The following is a 15,829-nucleotide window of genomic DNA, read 5'->3' as shown; positions in this document are numbered from 1 at the left end:
ATGCGCGTTCTCGTGGTGCACAACCGCTACAACTCGGCCCAGCCGAGCGGGGAGAACAACGTCGTCGACCAGGAGGTCGAGCTGCTGCGCTCGGCCGGCCACCGGGTCGAGGTGTTCGAGCGGCGCAGTGACGACATCGGCGCCCGCTCCCTCCTCGGCAAGGTCGCGGTGCCGCTCCTCGTGCCGTGGAACCCGACGGTACGCACGGAACTCGCCGCCCGGCTGCGCGCCGAACGGCCGGACGTGGTGCACGTCCACAACGTGTTCCCCCTCCTGTCGCCCGCGGTGCTGGCCGCCTGCGCCGACGCCGATGTGCCCGCCGTCGCCACGCTGCACAACTACACCCAGGTCTGCCCGCCCGGCACGCTCCAGCGGGACGGCCGGCCGTGCACCGAGTGCGTCGGCTCGACACCGCTGCCCGCCGTCCGGCACGGCTGCTACCGCAACTCCCGGCTGGCCACCGTGCCGCTCGCGGTCAGCCTGTCGGTCAACCGGCGGCGCTGGTGGTCCGGCGTGGAGCGCTTCCTGTGCATCTCCGCGGCGCAGCGCGACGTCCTGGTGCGTTCCGGCATGCCGGCCGAGCGGCTGGCGGTGAAGCACAACTTCGTTCCGGAGCCGGGCAGTCGCCGGTCGGGTGACGGCGAGTACGTGCTGTATCTCGGCCGGCTCGCGGAGGCCAAGGGCGTCCGGCTGCTCATGACCGCCTGGGACGAGATCGCGGCGGCCGGCGGGGTCGGCGTACCGCTGGTGATCGCCGGCACCGGGCCGCTGGAGCCGGAGGTGACCGCCTGGGCGGCGGGCCGGGACGACGTGCGCTACGTCGGGCTGTACGACCCGGAGCAGTGCCGGCAGGCCGTCGCGCGGGCGGTCGCCGTGGTGGCTCCCTCGACGTGGCTGGAGGCGTTCGGCCTGGTGGTCGTGGAGGCGATGGCGGCCGGCGTGCCGACCGTCGCCGCCGGTCACGGCGCCTTCGTCGAACTCGTCGAGGACGGCGTCACCGGTCTGCTGCACCGGCCGGGCGAGGCCGCCTCGCTCGCGTCCGGCATCCGCCGGATCGCGGCCGATCCGGTCCGCAACCGGGAGATGGGGCAGGCGGCCCGGCGCCGCTACGAGCAGGGATTCAGCCCGGCCGTCGGCCTGGACCGCCTGCTGGAGGAGTACCGGACCGCGATCGCGGGCCGGTCGGCAATGACTCGCGGTGGGGACACCCGCGCGAGCAAGGGGGATGGGGACAGAGGATGACACGATGCCGACTCTGCGGCTCGGAAGCGACGACGAGCGTCGTCGACCTCGGGGCGACACCACCGTGTGAGAGCTTTCTCGCCGCGGACCAACTGGACCGGCCGGAGCAGACGTACCCGCTGAACCTGCGGGTGTGCACCGACTGCTGGCTCGCGCAGATCCCTCCGCTGATCACACCGGAGGAGACGTTCAAGGAGTACGCGTACTTCTCCTCGTTCTCGACCTCCTGGGTCGAGCATGCGCGCACCTTCGTCGACGGCGCGGCACAGCGCCTCGACCTCGGCCCCGACTCCTTCGTGGTCGAGGTCGCGAGCAACGACGGCTACCTGCTGCGGCACGTCGTGGACCGCGGGATCCGCTGTCTCGGCATCGAACCGTCGGTGAACGTCGGTGCCGCGGCGCGGGAGGCGGGGGTTCCCACACTCACGGAGTTCCTGAGCCCCGACACCGGCTCCGCCGTCCGCGCCGAGCACGGCCCGGCCGACCTGGTCGTGGCCAACAACGTGTACGCGCACATCCCCGACGTGATCGGCTTCACCCAGGGGCTGCGCGCGCTGGTCGCCGACGACGGCTGGGTCTCCATCGAGGTGCAGCACCTGCTGACCCTGATCGAGGAGAACCAGTACGACACGATCTACCACGAGCACTTCCAGTACTACACGGTCGCCTCGGCGATCCGGGCCCTCGCCAGCGGCGGACTCACGCTCGTGGACGTCGAGTTGCTGCCCACGCACGGCGGGTCCATCCGGCTGTGGTCCCGGCCGGCCGAGGTCGCGGGGGAGCCCTCGCAGCGGGTGGCCGACGTGCTGGCCCGCGAAAAGGCCGCCGGGCTGCAGGAGTTGTCGGGGTACACCGAGTTCTCCGCCCGGGTGGCCAAGGTCCGCCGGGACCTGCTGCGGTTCCTCATCGAGGCGGCCGAGCGCGGCGAGACGGTCGTCGGCTACGGCGCCCCGGGCAAGGGCAACACCCTGCTCAACCACTGCGGCATCCGGCCCGACCTGCTCGCGTACACGGTCGACCGCAATCCGTACAAGCACGGCAGGTTCACCCCGGGCACCCGCATCCCGATCCTGCCGCCCGAGCAGATAGCCGCCGACAAGCCGGACTACGTCCTCGTCCTCCCGTGGAACCTGCGGGCCGAACTGGCCGAGCAGCTGTCGTTCGTGCACGAGTGGGGCGGCCGGCTGGTCTTCCCGATCCCGGAACTGAGCATCGTCGAGGGCGTCCTGAAGGAGGTCACAGCATGAAGGTCGTCCTGTTCTGCGGTGGTTACGGCATGCGCATGCGCAACGGAACCTCCGACGACGTGCCCAAGCCGATGGCGATGGTCGGCCCGCGACCGCTGATCTGGCACGTCATGCGCTACTACGCGTACTTCGGGCACACGGAGTTCATCCTGTGCCTCGGGTACGGGGCTCACCACATCAAGGACTTCTTCCTCAACTACGAGGAGACGACGTCCAACGACTTCGTGCTGCGGGGCGGGCGCACCGAGCTGCTCTCCACCGACATCGCGGACTGGACGATCACGTTCGTGCAGACCGGCATCGAGTCACCGATCGGCGAGCGACTGCGCAGGGTGAGACACCACCTGGACGGCGACGAGATGTTCCTCGCCAACTACGCCGACGTGCTCACCGACGCCCCGCTGCCGGAGATGATCGACCGGTTCGCCGAGCGCGACGCGGGCGCGTCGATGATGGTCGTACCGCCGCAATCGTCCTTCCACTGCGTGGAGTTGGGCGAGAACGGCCTGGTCGGCGGCATCACCGCGGTGAGCGACATGCCGCTGTGGGAGAACGGCGGCTACTTCGTGCTCCGCCAGGAGGTCTTCGACCACATACCGGAGAACGGGGACCTGGTCGCCGACGGATGCGCCCAACTGGCCAAGCGCGGACGGCTGGTGGCGCACCAGCACCGCGGCTTCTGGAAGCCGACGGACACGGTGAAGGAACGGGCCGCGCTCGACGAGGCCTACACCCGGGGCGACCGCCCCTGGGCAGTGTGGGAGCGGGACATCACCGGAGCCAGAGCGTGATCAGCCTCGGGGCCGGCCCCCGGGACCGGATCGTCGCGGTGGGCGCCCACTGCGACGACATCGCCATCGGCGCCGGCGGCACGCTGCTGACGCTGTGCCAGGCCCGGCCGGGCATCCGCGTCGACGCGCTGGTGCTCTCCGGCGGTGGCGGCGAGCGGGAGCAGGAGGAGCGGGCCGCGCTCGCCGTCTTCTGCCCGGGCGCCGACCTGCGGCTGACCGTGCTCAAGCTGCCCGACGGCCGGCTGCCCACGCACTGGGACGAGGCCAAGGCCGCGGTCGAGGAGCTGCGCGAGCGGACCGACCCGGACCTGATCCTCGCCCCGCGCACCGATGACGCGCACCAGGACCACCGCGGCCTGGCACAGCTGATACCCACCGCGTTCCGCGACCACCTCGTCCTCGGCTACGAGATCGTCAAGTGGGACGGCGATCTCGGCCGTATGACGGCGTACCAGCCGCTGTCGCCCGAGACCGCCGAACAGAAGGTGCGGCTGCTTCAGGAGCACTACGCCTCGCAGCGGCACCGGCCCTGGTACGACCGGGAGGCCTTCCTCGGCCTCGCCCGGATCCGCGGTATCGAATGCCACGCGCGCTACGCCGAGGCCTTCGCCGTCACCAAACTCACGCTCAACCTGGGGGGTTGAACACCTTGCGCGTACTACTGACCGGACACCAGGGCTATCTGGGCACCGTGATGGCACCCGTCCTCACCGCCGCCGGACACGAGGTTCTGGGCCTCGACTCCGGTCTGTTCGCCGACTCCGTCCTCGGGCCGCGGCCCGCCGACCCGCCCGGGACGCGGGTGGACCTGCGCGACATCACCGCCGAGCACGTGGCCGGTTTCGACGCCGTGATCCACCTGGCCGCGCTGTCCAACGACCCGCTCGGCTCGCTGGCCCCCGAACTCACCTACGACATCAACCACCACGCGTCCGTACGGCTGGCGAAGCTGGCCCGCGACGCCGGAGTCGGACGCTTCCTCTACGCCTCGACCTGCTCCGTCTACGGCGCCTCGGGCGGCGACGGCCTGGTCACCGAGGACGCCCCGCTGCGCCCGGTGACGCCGTACGCGGAGTCGAAGGTGCGGGTCGAGGACGACCTGCACGCGCTCGCCGACGACGACTTCACCCCGGTGTTCATGCGCAACGCCACCGCCTTCGGCTACTCGCCCCGGCTGCGCGCCGACATCGTGCTGAACAACCTGGTCGGCCACGCGCTCCTGTCCGGCGAGGTGCTGGTCCTCTCCGACGGCACCCCCTGGCGCCCGCTGGTGCACGCGGCCGACATCGCGCGCGCCTTCACGGCCGCGCTGACCGCGCCGCGCGAGGCGGTGCACGACCGTGCCTTCAACATAGGCAGCGAGATCAACAACGTCACCGTCGCCGAGATCGCCGACCAGGTCGCCGAGGCGGTCTCCGGCGCGAAGGTCGTGATCACCGGCGAGAACGGCGCCGACCCGCGCTCGTACCGGGTGGACTTCTCCCGCTTCCGCAAGGCCGTCCCCGACTTCGACTGCGAGTGGACGGTGAAGCGGGGCGCGCTCGAACTCGCCGACGCCTACCGCAAGTTCGGCCTCACCCGGGAGGACTTCGAGCAGCGCTTCACCCGTCTCGCCGTGCTCAAGGCGGCCTCCGAGGCCGGCACCGTCGACGACACCCTGCGGTGGCGCCGATGACCGCTGTGGGCGAGGAGATGCACGCACTGGTGGAGCGGCTGTACCCGCTCTGCCGGAGCATCACCGGCGACGGGGTGCGCGCCACCCTGGACATCGTCGGCGAGTACGTCCCGTTGCAGGTGCACGAGGTGCCGACCGGGACGCAGGTCCTCGACTGGACGGTTCCGCAGGAGTGGAACATCCGGGACGCGTACATCGCCGACAGCACGGGACGGCGGGTCGTCGACTTCGCCGCGTCCAGCCTGCACGTGCTCGGCTACAGCGTCCCGGTGTCGCGGACCATGCCCCTCTCCGAGCTGCGCGCACACCTGCACACACTGCCGGAGCACCCGAACTGGGTTCCGTACCGCACGAGTTACTACAAGCCGGAGTGGGGCTTCTGCCTGGCCCAGGAGACCCTGGACGCGCTGCCCGACGGGGACTACGAGGTGCGCGTCGACTCCACCCTCGCCGACGGCCACCTCACCTACGCCGAGCACGTCGTCCCCGGACAGGTGGCCGACGAGGTCATCGTCTCCTGCCACACCTGCCACCCCTCGCTGGCCAACGACAACCTCGCCGGCATCGCGGTCGCGACCTTCCTGGCCCGCGCGCTGGCGGAGGGGACGCCGTACTACACCTACCGGTTCATCTACGCCCCCGGCACCATCGGGGCGATCACCTGGCTGGCCCGCAACGCGGAGCGTGTCGACCGGGTCAAGCACGGCCTCGTGCTGGCCTGCGCCGGCGACAGGGGACAGCTGACGTACAAGCAGAGCAGACGCGGCGACGCGGAGATCGACCTGGTACTGCGGCACGTCCTGACCGCCTCCGAACGCCCGCACCACATCAACGAGTTCACGCCGTACGGCTACGACGAGCGGCAGTACTGCTCACCCGGGTTCAACCTCGGCGTGGGCTCGCTCAGCCGGACTCCGTACGCCGGGTACCCCGAGTACCACACCTCGGCGGACAACCCGGACTTCGTCTCCCCGGAGGCGATGGCCGACACCCTCGCCGTCTGCCGCGAGGCGTTCACCGTTCTCGACCGCAACCGGCGCTACCTCAACCTCAGCCCCTACGGCGAACCCCAGTTGGGCCGGCGGGGGCTGTACGACGCGCTCGGCGGCCGCAGCGACACCAAGCAGGCGCAGATGGCCATGCTCTGGGTGCTCAACCTGTCCGACGGCGAGCACAGTCTGCTGGATGTCGCCGAGCGGTCGGGCCTTCCCTTCGACAGCGTCGCCGGAGCGGCCGACGCCCTGCACGAGGCCGGACTGATCAAGACATGACATCGACGACCACCGGCGGGGAGAAAGCCGTGAAGCCGGCCCGGTCCGCCAAACGGGCCCTCGTCGGCCGGCTCTCCTGGGGACTGGCCGACCAGGCGGCCTCCAGCATCAGCAACTTCGCGGTGGGCATCTACGTGGCCCGCTCGCTCGGGGTCACCGCCTTCGGCGTGTTCAGCCTCGCCTGGGTGACCTACGGCGTGGTGCTCAACGTCTCCCGCGGCCTGGCCACCGACCCGCTCGTGGTCCGCTTCAGCGGAGTGCCCGAGGCGTCCTGGCGCGGGGCGGTGGCCCGCTCGACGGGCACCGCGCTCGGCGTGGGCACGGCTCTCGGAGTGCTCTGCCTGGCGGCCGGACTCGGCCTCGGCGGCCGGGTCGGGCCCGCCTTCGCCGCCCTCGGCCTCATGATGCCGGGGCTGCTGCTCCAGGACGCCTGGCGGTTCTCGTTCTTCGCCGCGGGCGACGGACGGAAGGCGTTCGTCAACGACATCGTGTGGGGTGTCGCGCTGATCCCCGCCATGGTGGTCGCGGCCCATGTCGACACCGTGGCCGCCTTCGTGCTCGCCTGGGGCGCCTCCGCCACGGTCGCCGCGGGATACGGCTCCGTCCAGTCGGGCATCCGGCCCCGGATGGCACAGGCCCGCGGCTGGCTGCGCGAACAGCGCGACCTCGGCTACCGGTACCTGGTCGAGAACGTCAGCCTCAGCGGCGCGAGCCAGCTGCGGGCGTACGGCCTCGGCGTGATCGTCGGAGTGGGCGCGGTGGGCGCGGTGCGCGGTGCCGAACTCCTCCTCGGCCCCTTCCTCGCCGTACTGATGGGGCTCTCGCTGGTCACCGTCCCCGAGGCGGCCCGTGTGCTGCGAGAGGCCCCGCACCGACTGGGCAGGTTCTGCCTCTACCTCGGCGGGGGACAGGCCACCGGAGCCCTGCTCTGGGGCTCGGCGCTGCTGCTGATGCCGGGCAGGCTCGGCGAGTTGGCGCTCGGTGACGTCTGGCACTCCTCCTCGCACCTCCTCGTGCAGATCACCCTCAGCGTCGCCGGGGCCGGCCTCGGCACCGGCGCCGCGGCCGGACTGCGCGCGCTCGGCGCCGCCAAACGCAGCCTGCGCTGCCAGTTGTTCGCCTCCGCCTGCTACGTCAGCGGCGGGCTCGGCGGCGCGGCCGCCGGCGGCACGTCCGGTTCGGCCTGGGGCGTCGCCGCCGCGACCATCAGCGGCTCGGCCGTGTGGTGGCTGCAACTGCGCTCCGCCCTGCGCGAGCACCACCGCGAACCCATTTCCGAAGTGAGGACCTCATGACCGACCGACCGAGGCTGAGCATCGGCCTGCCCGTGTACAACGGCGAGGAGTATCTGGCCGAGTCGTTCGACGCCTTGCTCGGCCAGACCTACGAGGACTTCGAACTGGTCGTCTCCGACAACGCCTCGACCGACGGCACCGAGGCCATCTGCCGCAAGTACGCCGCGCAGGACTCCCGCATCCGCTATCTCCGGCTGCCCCGCAACATCGGCGCCACCCCGAACCACAACCACGTGTTCGCCGAGTCCCGCGGCGAGTTGTTCAAGTGGGCCTCGCACGACGACCTCTACGGCCGCGACCTGCTCACGCGCTGCGTGGAGGCACTGGACGAACACCCGGACGTCATCCTCGCCCACACCGACCAGGCGGTCATCGACGGCGACGGCCAGGTGACCGTGCCCTACGAATACACGCTCGCCACCGGCTCCCCGAGCGCGCCGGAACGCTTCCGCAGCCTGCTGTTCGAGCCCGGCGGAGACGACTTCTACGGCGTCATCCGCGCCGACGTGCTGCGCCGGGTGAAACCGATGGACAGCTACCACCACGCCGACCGCACCTTCGTCGCCGAGATCACCCTGCACGGACGCTTCCACCAGGTCCCGGAACTGCTCTACTTCCGCCGCGACCACCCCACCCGCGCCGAACGCGCCAACCCCTCCAAACGCGCCCGCTGCGTCAACCTCGACCCGCGCCGGGCAGGCCTGCTGCACCCGACGCCCCGGCTGCTCACCGAGTACATCTGGGGCTTCGCGTCCGCGATCCACCGAGCGCCGGTGTCCCCGGCCGACCGGCGCGCCTGCTACCGCCACCTGGCGTCCTGGATGACCAGCAGGGTCCGGCCGGGCGCCGGTGAGCGGGTCGAGGACCGCGCCCCGGTCGACCCGGCCCAGCTCACGGTCTCCGTCGACGCCCTCGTCGCCGGCCGCGAGGGGAGGCACGCATGACGCCGGCCCGCCAACGGCCCGTACGTGTCGGGGTGTTCGGCCTGCTCGGCTCCGGCAACCTCGGCAACGACGGCTCGCTCGAAGCCGTCCTCGGCCACCTTCGCGCCGACCATCCCGACGCGGTCGTGGACGCCCTGTGCGGCGGACCCGAGGCCGTGACCGCCCGGTTCGGGATCCCCGCCACCCGTATGCACTGGAACCGCGCCGAGTACAGCACCGCGTCCCGTCTGGGCTCGATCGCGTCGAAGGGCCTCGGCAAGTTCGTCGACATCTTCCGCACCGCCGCCTGGGTACGCCGCCACGACGTGGTGATCGTGCCGGGCATGGGCGTCCTCGAAGCCACCCTGCCGCTACGGCCCTGGGGCTTCCCGTACTCCCTGTTCCTGCTCTGCGCGAGCGGCCGGCTGACCCGCACCCCGGTCGCGCTGGTCAGCGTCGGCGCCGCCGAGATCCGCAACCGGCCCACCCGCGCACTGGTCCGCTGGTCGGGGCGGCTGGCCGCCTACCGGTCCTACCGGGACGCCCAGTCCAGGGACGCGATGCGGGCGATGGGCGTGGACACCTCCCGCGACGAGGTCTACCCCGATCTGGCGTTCTCCCTCCTCTCACCACCCGCGAACGCGCCCTCGGACGTGCCGGGCACGGTCTGCGTCGGCGTCATGGACTTCCACGGCGGCAACGACGACCGCGCCCGCGCCGACGAGATCTACGACCGCTATCTCGACGGAACGATCCGGTTCGTCCGCACACTCGTCGAGGAGGGCAGACCGGTCCGGCTGCTCACCGGCGACCGGTGCGACGCCACGGTGGTCGCCGCGATCCTCGAGGCGGTGGACTCCCCGCTGGTCACCGCGGCCGAACCGACGTCCCTCGACGACCTGATGAACGAGATGGCCGCCGCCGACACCGTGGTGGCCGTCCGCTACCACAACCTGATCTGCGCGCTGAAGACCGGAACGCCGGTGCTCGCGCTCAGCTACGCGGCGAAGAGCGACGCCCTCATGGACCGGATGGGTCTGGGCGCGTTCTGTCACCCGGCGCGCGAGGTCGACGCCGACCGGTTGCTGGAGCAATTCCGGGCGCTGGAGAAGCGGGCGCCCGAACTGCGGGAGACCCTCGTCGAGCGCAACCGGGCCGCCGCACGCCAACTCGACGACCAGTTCCGCTCGTTGACCGCGGCGGTGTTCCCCGCGACCCACCACACCCTCGTACGCCAGGAGTCTCCATGAAAGCCACCGAAGTCCCGGAGATCGCCGGCGCCTACCTCTTCGAGCCGACGCCCCACGTGGACGAACGCGGCTTCTTCTGCCGCACGTTCGACGCCGACGTGGTCCGTTCGGTGGGCCTCGACCCGGACGCCTTCGTCCAGGACAGCCTGTCCCGCTCGGTGCGGGGCGTGGTGCGCGGCCTGCACCTGCGCTCCGGCGCCGGGGAGGCCAAGTTGGTGCGCTGCTCGTACGGGCGGATCTTCGACGTCGTCGTGGACCTGCGGGCGGATTCCCCGACCTACCGTCAGTGGACCTCCTTTGAACTGACAGGAGAATCACAACCAACTCTTTACATTCCGGCGGGATGCGCGCACGGTTTTCAGGCACTTACCGAAACGGCCGACACCTCGTACCGCATCGACCGCCCGCACGATCCGGCCGAGGACGTGACCATCGCCCACGACGACCCGGAGCTGGCCATTCCCTGGCCGCTGCCGGCCGCACTGACGTCTCAACGGGACCGGAAGGCACCGAGCCTTGCCCAGGTCCTGAAGCACCGAGAAAGATGAGGTCCCCGTGGACACCGAAGTGCTTGACCTGCCCCTGTCGCGGACCGCCAACGAGCGGCTGCACACCATGATCCCCGGGGGCGCTCACACCTACGCCAAGGGCGACGACCAGTACCCCGAGAACCTGGCCCCGGTCATCAGCCACGGCAGCGGTGCCCATGTGTGGGACGTCGACGGCAACCGCTACATCGAGTACGGCTCCGGCCTGCGGTCGGTCAGCCTCGGCCACGCCCACCCGCGTGTGCTCGAGGCGGTGCGGCGGGAACTCGACCGCGGAAGCAACTTCGTCCGGCCGTCCATCGTGGAGGTCCAGGCCGCCGAGCGCTTCCTGGCCACGGTGCCGACCGCCGAGATGGTGAAGTTCGCGAAGAACGGCTCCGACGCCACCACCGCAGCGGTGCGGCTGGCCCGCGCCGCCACCGGCCGCCCGCGGGTGGCCATCTGCGGCGATCATCCGTTCTTCTCCGTCGACGACTGGTTCATCGGCACCACGCCCATGTCCGCCGGGATCCCGGCGGCGAACGGCGAACTCACCGTCGCGTTCCCCTACGGAGACCTGGCCGCCACGGAACATCTCCTCACCCGGTACCAGGACGAGATCGCCTGCCTGATCCTCGAACCCGCCACCCACACCGAGCCGCCGCCCGGCTACCTCGCAGGCCTGCGCGACCTGGCCCACCGGCACGGCTGCGTCCTGGTCTTCGACGAGATGATCACTGGTTTCCGCTGGTCCGAGGCGGGCGCCCAGGGCCTGTACGACGTCGTCCCCGACCTCTCCACGTTCGGCAAGGCGCTGGGCAACGGATTCGCCGTCTCCGCGCTCGCCGGGCGTCGCGATCTGATGGAGCGGGGCGGCGTGCGTCACTCCGGCGACGACCGGGTGTTCCTGCTGTCCACCACGCACGGCGCGGAGACGCACTCCCTGGCCGCGGCGATGGCCGTGCAGACCACGTACGTCGAAGAGGGCGTCACCGCGCGGCTGCACGCCCTCGGCGAGCGGTTGGCCGCCGGGGTGCGCGAGGCCGCGGCCGGCATGGGCGTCGGCGACCACGTCGTCGTCCGCGGCCGGGCCAGCAACCTGGTCTTCGCCACCCTCGACGAGAACGAGCAGCCGTCGCAGCTGTACCGCACCCTGTTCCTGCGCCGGCTCCTCGCGGGCGGAGTGCTGGCCCCCTCCTTCGTGGTGAGCAGCGCCCTCTCCGACGAGGACATCGACCGCACCGTCGACGTGGTGGCCGAGGCATGTGCGGTGTACCGGAAGGCACTTGACGCCGCCGACCCCACCCCCTGGCTGGCCGGGCGCCCTGTGAAGCCCGTCTTCCGCCGCTCGGCGTGACGTGATGTGACGTCAGTGTCGGTCTCGCCGACCGGGTTCGGGCATCCGGTCGGCGATCCGGTCGACCAGCCACGCGGTCGCCGGAATCACCGCCAGCGCGGTGCACCAGCCGCCGAGGGCGTCGGTCGGGTAGTGCGCGCCCAGCCCGACCTCCGCCCAGCCCATGATCGCGCCGGCCACCACCCCCGCCGCGAGCACCAGTGACGTACCGGCTCTCCTGCCCAGGCCGAGCCGGTCCGTCGCGAACAGCGCCGCCATGACGGCGAGCGCGGTGGCGAAGGCGGTGTGACCGCTCGGGTAGGACAGGTTGCCGGGGCCGTGGATGGTCCGTCCCACCACATGCTTGAGCACCGTGGTGGCCCCTACGGTCACGCCGGCGCCGGCGACGACCAGCGCCGCCGCACGGGGACGCCGAAGCACCAGACAGACGACCACGCCGGCCGCGATCACCATCGCCGACCCCACGGGTTCCCCCAGGAAGTCCAGGGCCAGGGCGACCTGGCGCCACGGCGCCCGCACACTGTCCGCCGTCGGCGGACGGATCCAGCTGTCCACCGCGCCGGGTGCGCTGTGCCCGGAGTACAGCACCCCGAGCGCGACGACCACCAGCGCGGCGAGCACCGCGACCGGCCCGAGCGACGGGCGCAGCGACGGTGGCAGCACCGATGGTGCCGGGCGGCCGGTCACACATTCACCGCGTCCGGTCGGCCTGGGGTGGTGACCTTGTTCCGCTGAACGCCCGCCGTGATCCAACCCGAGCCCCCGTCGCATCCGGTTCACTGTCCACCGGCCACCCCGTGGACATCCGCTCCCGGGCTGAATGTCTCGGTGTGAGCTGTCAGCACCCTAACCGCTCCGGCCGACCCGGACGGCGGGGGTGAGGGTGACCGTCTTGTACTCCACGTACTGCGCGAGCCCGACTGCCCCGTACTCACGGCCGATTCCGCTGGCCTTGTAGCCGCCGAAGGGCCCGTCGAAGGCGATGGGCGCCCCGTTCACCGTGACCGTCCCGGTGCGCAGCCGGCGGGCGACGGCGAGCGCGTGGGCCTGGTCCGCGGACCACACTCCGCCGGAGAGGCCGTACTCCGAGTCGTTGGCGATCCGTACGGCGTCGTCCTCGTCCTCGTAGGGGATGACGACGAGGACCGGGCCGAAGATCTCCTCCTGGGCGATCCGCATCGAGTTGTCGACGTCGGCGAAGACGGTCGGGGCGACGTAGTTGCCGCCTTCGAGACCGGCCGGCACCTGGGGACCGCCGGTGACCAGACGGGCGCCTTCCTTGATGCCGAGCTCGATGTACTCGCGTACGCGCTGCTGTTGATCGGGGCGGACCATCGGGCCGATGAACGTGTCGGGGTCGCTCGGGTCGCCGACCTTGAGCGACTCCACGAGGTCCTTGAGGGCGCTCACGACCTCTTCGTAACGGCTGCGGGGCGCGAGGACGCGCGTCTGCGCGATGCACGCCTCGCCGTTGTTGAGAAGGGACGCGAACTTCAGTCCCTGTACGGCCAGTTGGACATCGGCGTCGTCCAGGACGACGGCGGCCGACTTGCCGCCCAACTCCAGGCTGACGCGCTTGAGTTGCTCACCCGCGATGGACGCGATCCTGCGGCCGGCCCGGGTCGAGCCGGTGAAGGCGACCTTGTCCACAGCGGGGTGCGACACCAGGTACTCACTGGTCTCGCGGTCGGCGGGCAGGACGCTGATCACACCCTCCGGCAGGCCGACGCGCTCCAGCAGTTCGGCGAGGAGTCCCATGCTCAGCGAGTTCTCCGGGGACACCTTGAGGACGACCGTGTTCCCGGCCAGCAGCGCGGGGACGACCTTGGCCAGAGCCGCCGAGAACGGGGAGTTCCACGGAATGACGGCCGCCACGACACCGATGGGCTCGCGGCGCACCACGCTCCGGGTGGGGGAGTCGGGGTCGGCAGGCGTCAGCGTCTCCTCCCAGCCGAACTCCTCGGCCGCCTTGAGGTAGGCGCCCGCCTGACGGCCGAGCCCCGGCTGCCCGGCCAGCGTGAACCAGCCCGCCGAACCGTTCTCCGCCGAGATGAGCGCGGCGATCTTCTCGGCGTCGGCCGCGCGCAGCGCGTCGAGCCGCCGGATGACGGCGATGCGTTCCGCGGGCGCGGTACGGGGCCAGGGTCCCTCGTCGAAGGCGGCGCGGGCGGCGGCGACGGACCGGTCCACGTCGGCGGGGCGGGCCTGCGCGGCCCGTCCGATCACCGTGCGGTCGTGCGGTGACCGGATGTCCAGCAGGTCGGGGCTGCTGGGATCGGTCCACGAACCCGCGATGAAGAGTCGGTCGTAGGTGATCATGTGCGCTCTCCCAAAGTGATCGGTCGGCCCGGGGCGGCCGGGCAAAGGGACGACCACCTCAGTAACTGTCACTTCAATGTAGCACTTGTAAGTCAGAAGGCCACTCCACTGGTGCTCTATGCGGGTCAGGTTCCACATCGCGGGCTATGCTTCGCCGTGTGAGAGCCGACGCCGTACGCAACCTCGAAGCCGTCCTGACGACCGGAGCGCGCATGCTCGCCGCCGATCCGGGCGCGAGCATCGCCGCCATCGCCGCGGAGGCGGGCGTCGACCGCCGTACCGTCTACCGGCGGTTCGCCTCCCGCGAGGAGCTGCTGGCCGCGATCTACGAGGCGCGGGTCGAGGCCATCGAGCGAGCCGTCGAGGAGGCCAGGCTGCGCGAGGCCCCCGTCGCCGTGGCCCTGCACCGGTACGTCGAGGGGATCATCGGCGTCAACCGCACGTGGCCCGTGGAACTCACCCGCATGAAGGCCGACGAGACGATCCGCGGACGGCGTGACGCCGTGATCCAGGAGGTCGACACCTTCCTGGAACGCGCCACCGGCGAGGGGCTGCTGCGCGCCGACACCCCTACCGCGTGGGCGAGTTCACTCCTGCCGCAGCTCATGCACCTGGCCTCGCAGCAACTGCCCGGACTCACCGACGCCCAGGCCGCCGACATGGTCGTCGACACGTTTCTACGGGGACTCGGCGGCCGGTGACATCGGCGGTGCGTGCCGATCCGACTTCTTGACCCCCGTTCTGCCCTCCCTGATGCTGTGTTGCGACACGTGCGAAGCGTGCCGTAATGAGCAACATCGTGCTCAGGTCTCGAACCAGCCGAGGAGTGGCCATGACGCATCAGGTCCGTGCTGTCGTCGCGCGAAGCAAGGGTGCCCCCGTCGGTCTGGAGACGATCGTCGTCCCCGATCCGGGGCCGGGCGAGGCGCTGGTGAAGGTCGAGGCGTGCGGGGTCTGCCACACGGATCTGCACTACCGCGAGGGCGGCATCAACGACGAGTTCCCGTTCCTGCTCGGCCACGAGGCCGCGGGTGTCGTGGAGTCGGTGGGGGAGGGTGTCACCGAGGTCGCGCCCGGCGACTTCGTGATCCTCAACTGGCGTGCCGTGTGCGGCGATTGCCGGGCCTGCCGACGCGGGCGGCCGCAGTACTGCTTCAACACCCACAACGCCGAGCAGAGGATGACCCTCCTCGACGGCACCGAACTCTCCCCGGCCCTCGGTATCGGAGCCTTCGCCGAGAAGACCCTGGTCGCCGCCGGACAGTGCACCAAGGCCGACCGGGCCGCGTCGGCCGCCGCCGCCGGGCTGTTGGGCTGCGGGGTGATGGCCGGTATCGGCGCGGCCATCAACACCGGCAACGTCGGGCGGGGTGACTCCGTCGCGGTCATCGGGTGCGGTGGGGTCGGTGACGCGGCGATCGCCGGGTCACGGCTCGCGGGTGCGGCGCGGATCATCGCCGTGGACATCGACGACCGCAAGCTCGAGAAGGCCCGTTCGCTGGGCGCGACGCACACCGTCAACTCGAGGACGGGTGACCCGGTCGAGGCGATCCGTGAGTTGACCGGTGGCTTCGGTGCTGACGTCGTCATCGAGGCGGTCGGCCGCCCGGAGACGTACAAACAGGCCTTCTACGCCCGCGACTTGGCGGGCACGGTCGTCCTCGTCGGTGTGCCGACGCCGGAGATGAAGCTCGAACTCCCGCTCCTGGACGTCTTCGGGCGCGGTGGCTCGCTGAAGTCGTCGTGGTACGGCGACTGCCTGCCCTCCCGGGACTTCCCGATGCTCATCGACCTCTATCTCCAAGGGCGGCTGGATCTCGACGCGTTCGTCACGGAGACCATCGCGCTGGAGGACGTGGAGAAGGCGTTCGAGCGGATGCACGGCGGTGACGTGCTGCGTTCGGTGGTGCTGCTGTGACGATTCTGGTGTTG

Annotated in this window: 15 protein-coding genes; 13 read left to right on the top strand and 2 right to left on the bottom strand. The window is 71.1% G+C overall.

Translation table 11 applies throughout. The features are described 5' to 3' along the window. Genes OHT77_RS07265 through OHT77_RS07215 form a run of 11 tightly spaced genes read left to right on the top strand, consistent with a single transcriptional unit; the run spans position 1 to position 11,578 of the window. Positions 1–1,242, top strand: a complete 1,242-nt coding sequence (locus tag OHT77_RS07265; protein WP_328827204.1) for a glycosyltransferase — start codon at positions 1–3, stop codon at positions 1,240–1,242. Continuing rightward, a complete protein-coding gene (locus tag OHT77_RS07260) occupies positions 1,239–2,489 on the top strand; it encodes a class I SAM-dependent methyltransferase (protein ID WP_328827203.1) in 1,251 nt (416 codons plus the stop codon). The genes OHT77_RS07265 and OHT77_RS07260 overlap by 4 nt, the downstream gene beginning before the upstream one ends. Next, complete coding sequence (locus OHT77_RS07255) at positions 2,486–3,280, top strand: sugar phosphate nucleotidyltransferase (RefSeq protein ID WP_328827202.1); 795 nt, start codon at positions 2,486–2,488, stop codon at positions 3,278–3,280. Before OHT77_RS07260 ends, OHT77_RS07255 begins: the two co-directional genes overlap by 4 nt. Continuing rightward, positions 3,277–3,924 carry a PIG-L deacetylase family protein gene (locus tag OHT77_RS07250; RefSeq protein WP_328827201.1) on the top strand — a complete coding sequence of 216 codons (648 nt, stop codon included), beginning with the start codon at positions 3,277–3,279 and terminating at the stop codon, positions 3,922–3,924. Before OHT77_RS07255 ends, OHT77_RS07250 begins: the two co-directional genes overlap by 4 nt. Before the next feature lie 5 nt (positions 3,925–3,929). Beyond that, positions 3,930–4,955 (top strand): NAD-dependent epimerase/dehydratase family protein, encoded by a 1,026-nt coding sequence (locus OHT77_RS07245; protein WP_328834178.1) that lies wholly within the window; start codon positions 3,930–3,932, stop codon positions 4,953–4,955. After that, positions 4,952–6,226 carry a DUF4910 domain-containing protein gene (locus OHT77_RS07240; protein WP_401324088.1) on the top strand — a complete coding sequence of 425 codons (1,275 nt, stop codon included), beginning with the start codon at positions 4,952–4,954 and terminating at the stop codon, positions 6,224–6,226. The genes OHT77_RS07245 and OHT77_RS07240 overlap by 4 nt, the downstream gene beginning before the upstream one ends. Then, positions 6,223–7,521 carry a hypothetical protein gene (locus OHT77_RS07235; RefSeq protein ID WP_328827199.1) on the top strand — a complete coding sequence of 433 codons (1,299 nt, stop codon included), beginning with the start codon at positions 6,223–6,225 and terminating at the stop codon, positions 7,519–7,521. Before OHT77_RS07240 ends, OHT77_RS07235 begins: the two co-directional genes overlap by 4 nt. Further along, the gene (locus OHT77_RS07230; protein ID WP_328827198.1) at positions 7,518–8,465 is read left to right on the top strand and encodes a glycosyltransferase family 2 protein; all 948 of its coding nucleotides are present in this window, start codon (positions 7,518–7,520) and stop codon (positions 8,463–8,465) included. Before OHT77_RS07235 ends, OHT77_RS07230 begins: the two co-directional genes overlap by 4 nt. After that, entirely contained in the window at positions 8,462–9,694 is a 1,233-nt protein-coding gene (locus tag OHT77_RS07225) for a polysaccharide pyruvyl transferase family protein (protein WP_328827196.1), read from the top strand. Before OHT77_RS07230 ends, OHT77_RS07225 begins: the two co-directional genes overlap by 4 nt. Continuing rightward, positions 9,691–10,242 (top strand): dTDP-4-dehydrorhamnose 3,5-epimerase, encoded by a 552-nt coding sequence (gene rfbC / locus OHT77_RS07220; protein WP_328827195.1) that lies wholly within the window; start codon positions 9,691–9,693, stop codon positions 10,240–10,242. The genes OHT77_RS07225 and rfbC overlap by 4 nt, the downstream gene beginning before the upstream one ends. A gap of 7 nt (positions 10,243–10,249) precedes the next feature. Beyond that, complete coding sequence (locus OHT77_RS07215; protein WP_328827193.1) at positions 10,250–11,578, top strand: glutamate-1-semialdehyde 2,1-aminomutase; 1,329 nt, start codon at positions 10,250–10,252, stop codon at positions 11,576–11,578. A gap of 12 nt (positions 11,579–11,590) precedes the next feature. Here the strand turns inward: OHT77_RS07215 and OHT77_RS07210 are convergent, their stop codons facing one another. Both OHT77_RS07210 and OHT77_RS07205 read right to left on the bottom strand, forming a co-directional pair. Continuing rightward, the gene (locus OHT77_RS07210) at positions 11,591–12,265 is read right to left on the bottom strand and encodes a phosphatase PAP2 family protein (protein ID WP_328827192.1); all 675 of its coding nucleotides are present in this window, start codon (positions 12,263–12,265) and stop codon (positions 11,591–11,593) included. A 159-nt stretch (positions 12,266–12,424) separates the two neighbouring features. After that, positions 12,425–13,897 (bottom strand): aldehyde dehydrogenase, encoded by a 1,473-nt coding sequence (locus tag OHT77_RS07205; RefSeq protein WP_328827191.1) that lies wholly within the window; start codon positions 13,895–13,897, stop codon positions 12,425–12,427. Between the two features lie 212 nt (positions 13,898–14,109). Between OHT77_RS07205 and OHT77_RS07200 the strand changes: the two genes are divergently transcribed. Both OHT77_RS07200 and OHT77_RS07195 read left to right on the top strand, forming a co-directional pair. Next, on the top strand, positions 14,110–14,598 hold the full coding sequence (locus OHT77_RS07200; protein WP_328834177.1) for a TetR/AcrR family transcriptional regulator: 489 nt from the start codon (positions 14,110–14,112) through the stop codon (positions 14,596–14,598). A 131-nt stretch (positions 14,599–14,729) separates the two neighbouring features. Beyond that, positions 14,730–15,815 carry an S-(hydroxymethyl)mycothiol dehydrogenase gene (locus OHT77_RS07195; RefSeq protein ID WP_328827189.1) on the top strand — a complete coding sequence of 362 codons (1,086 nt, stop codon included), beginning with the start codon at positions 14,730–14,732 and terminating at the stop codon, positions 15,813–15,815. Positions 15,816–15,829 lie beyond the last annotated feature (14 nt).

It is taken from the genome of Streptomyces sp. NBC_00252, assembly GCF_036187565.1.
GTDB lineage: Bacteria > Actinomycetota > Actinomycetes > Streptomycetales > Streptomycetaceae > Streptomyces.
Note: the sequence above shows the minus strand (reverse complement) of the source record. Positions and strands in the feature narration are given on the sequence as shown.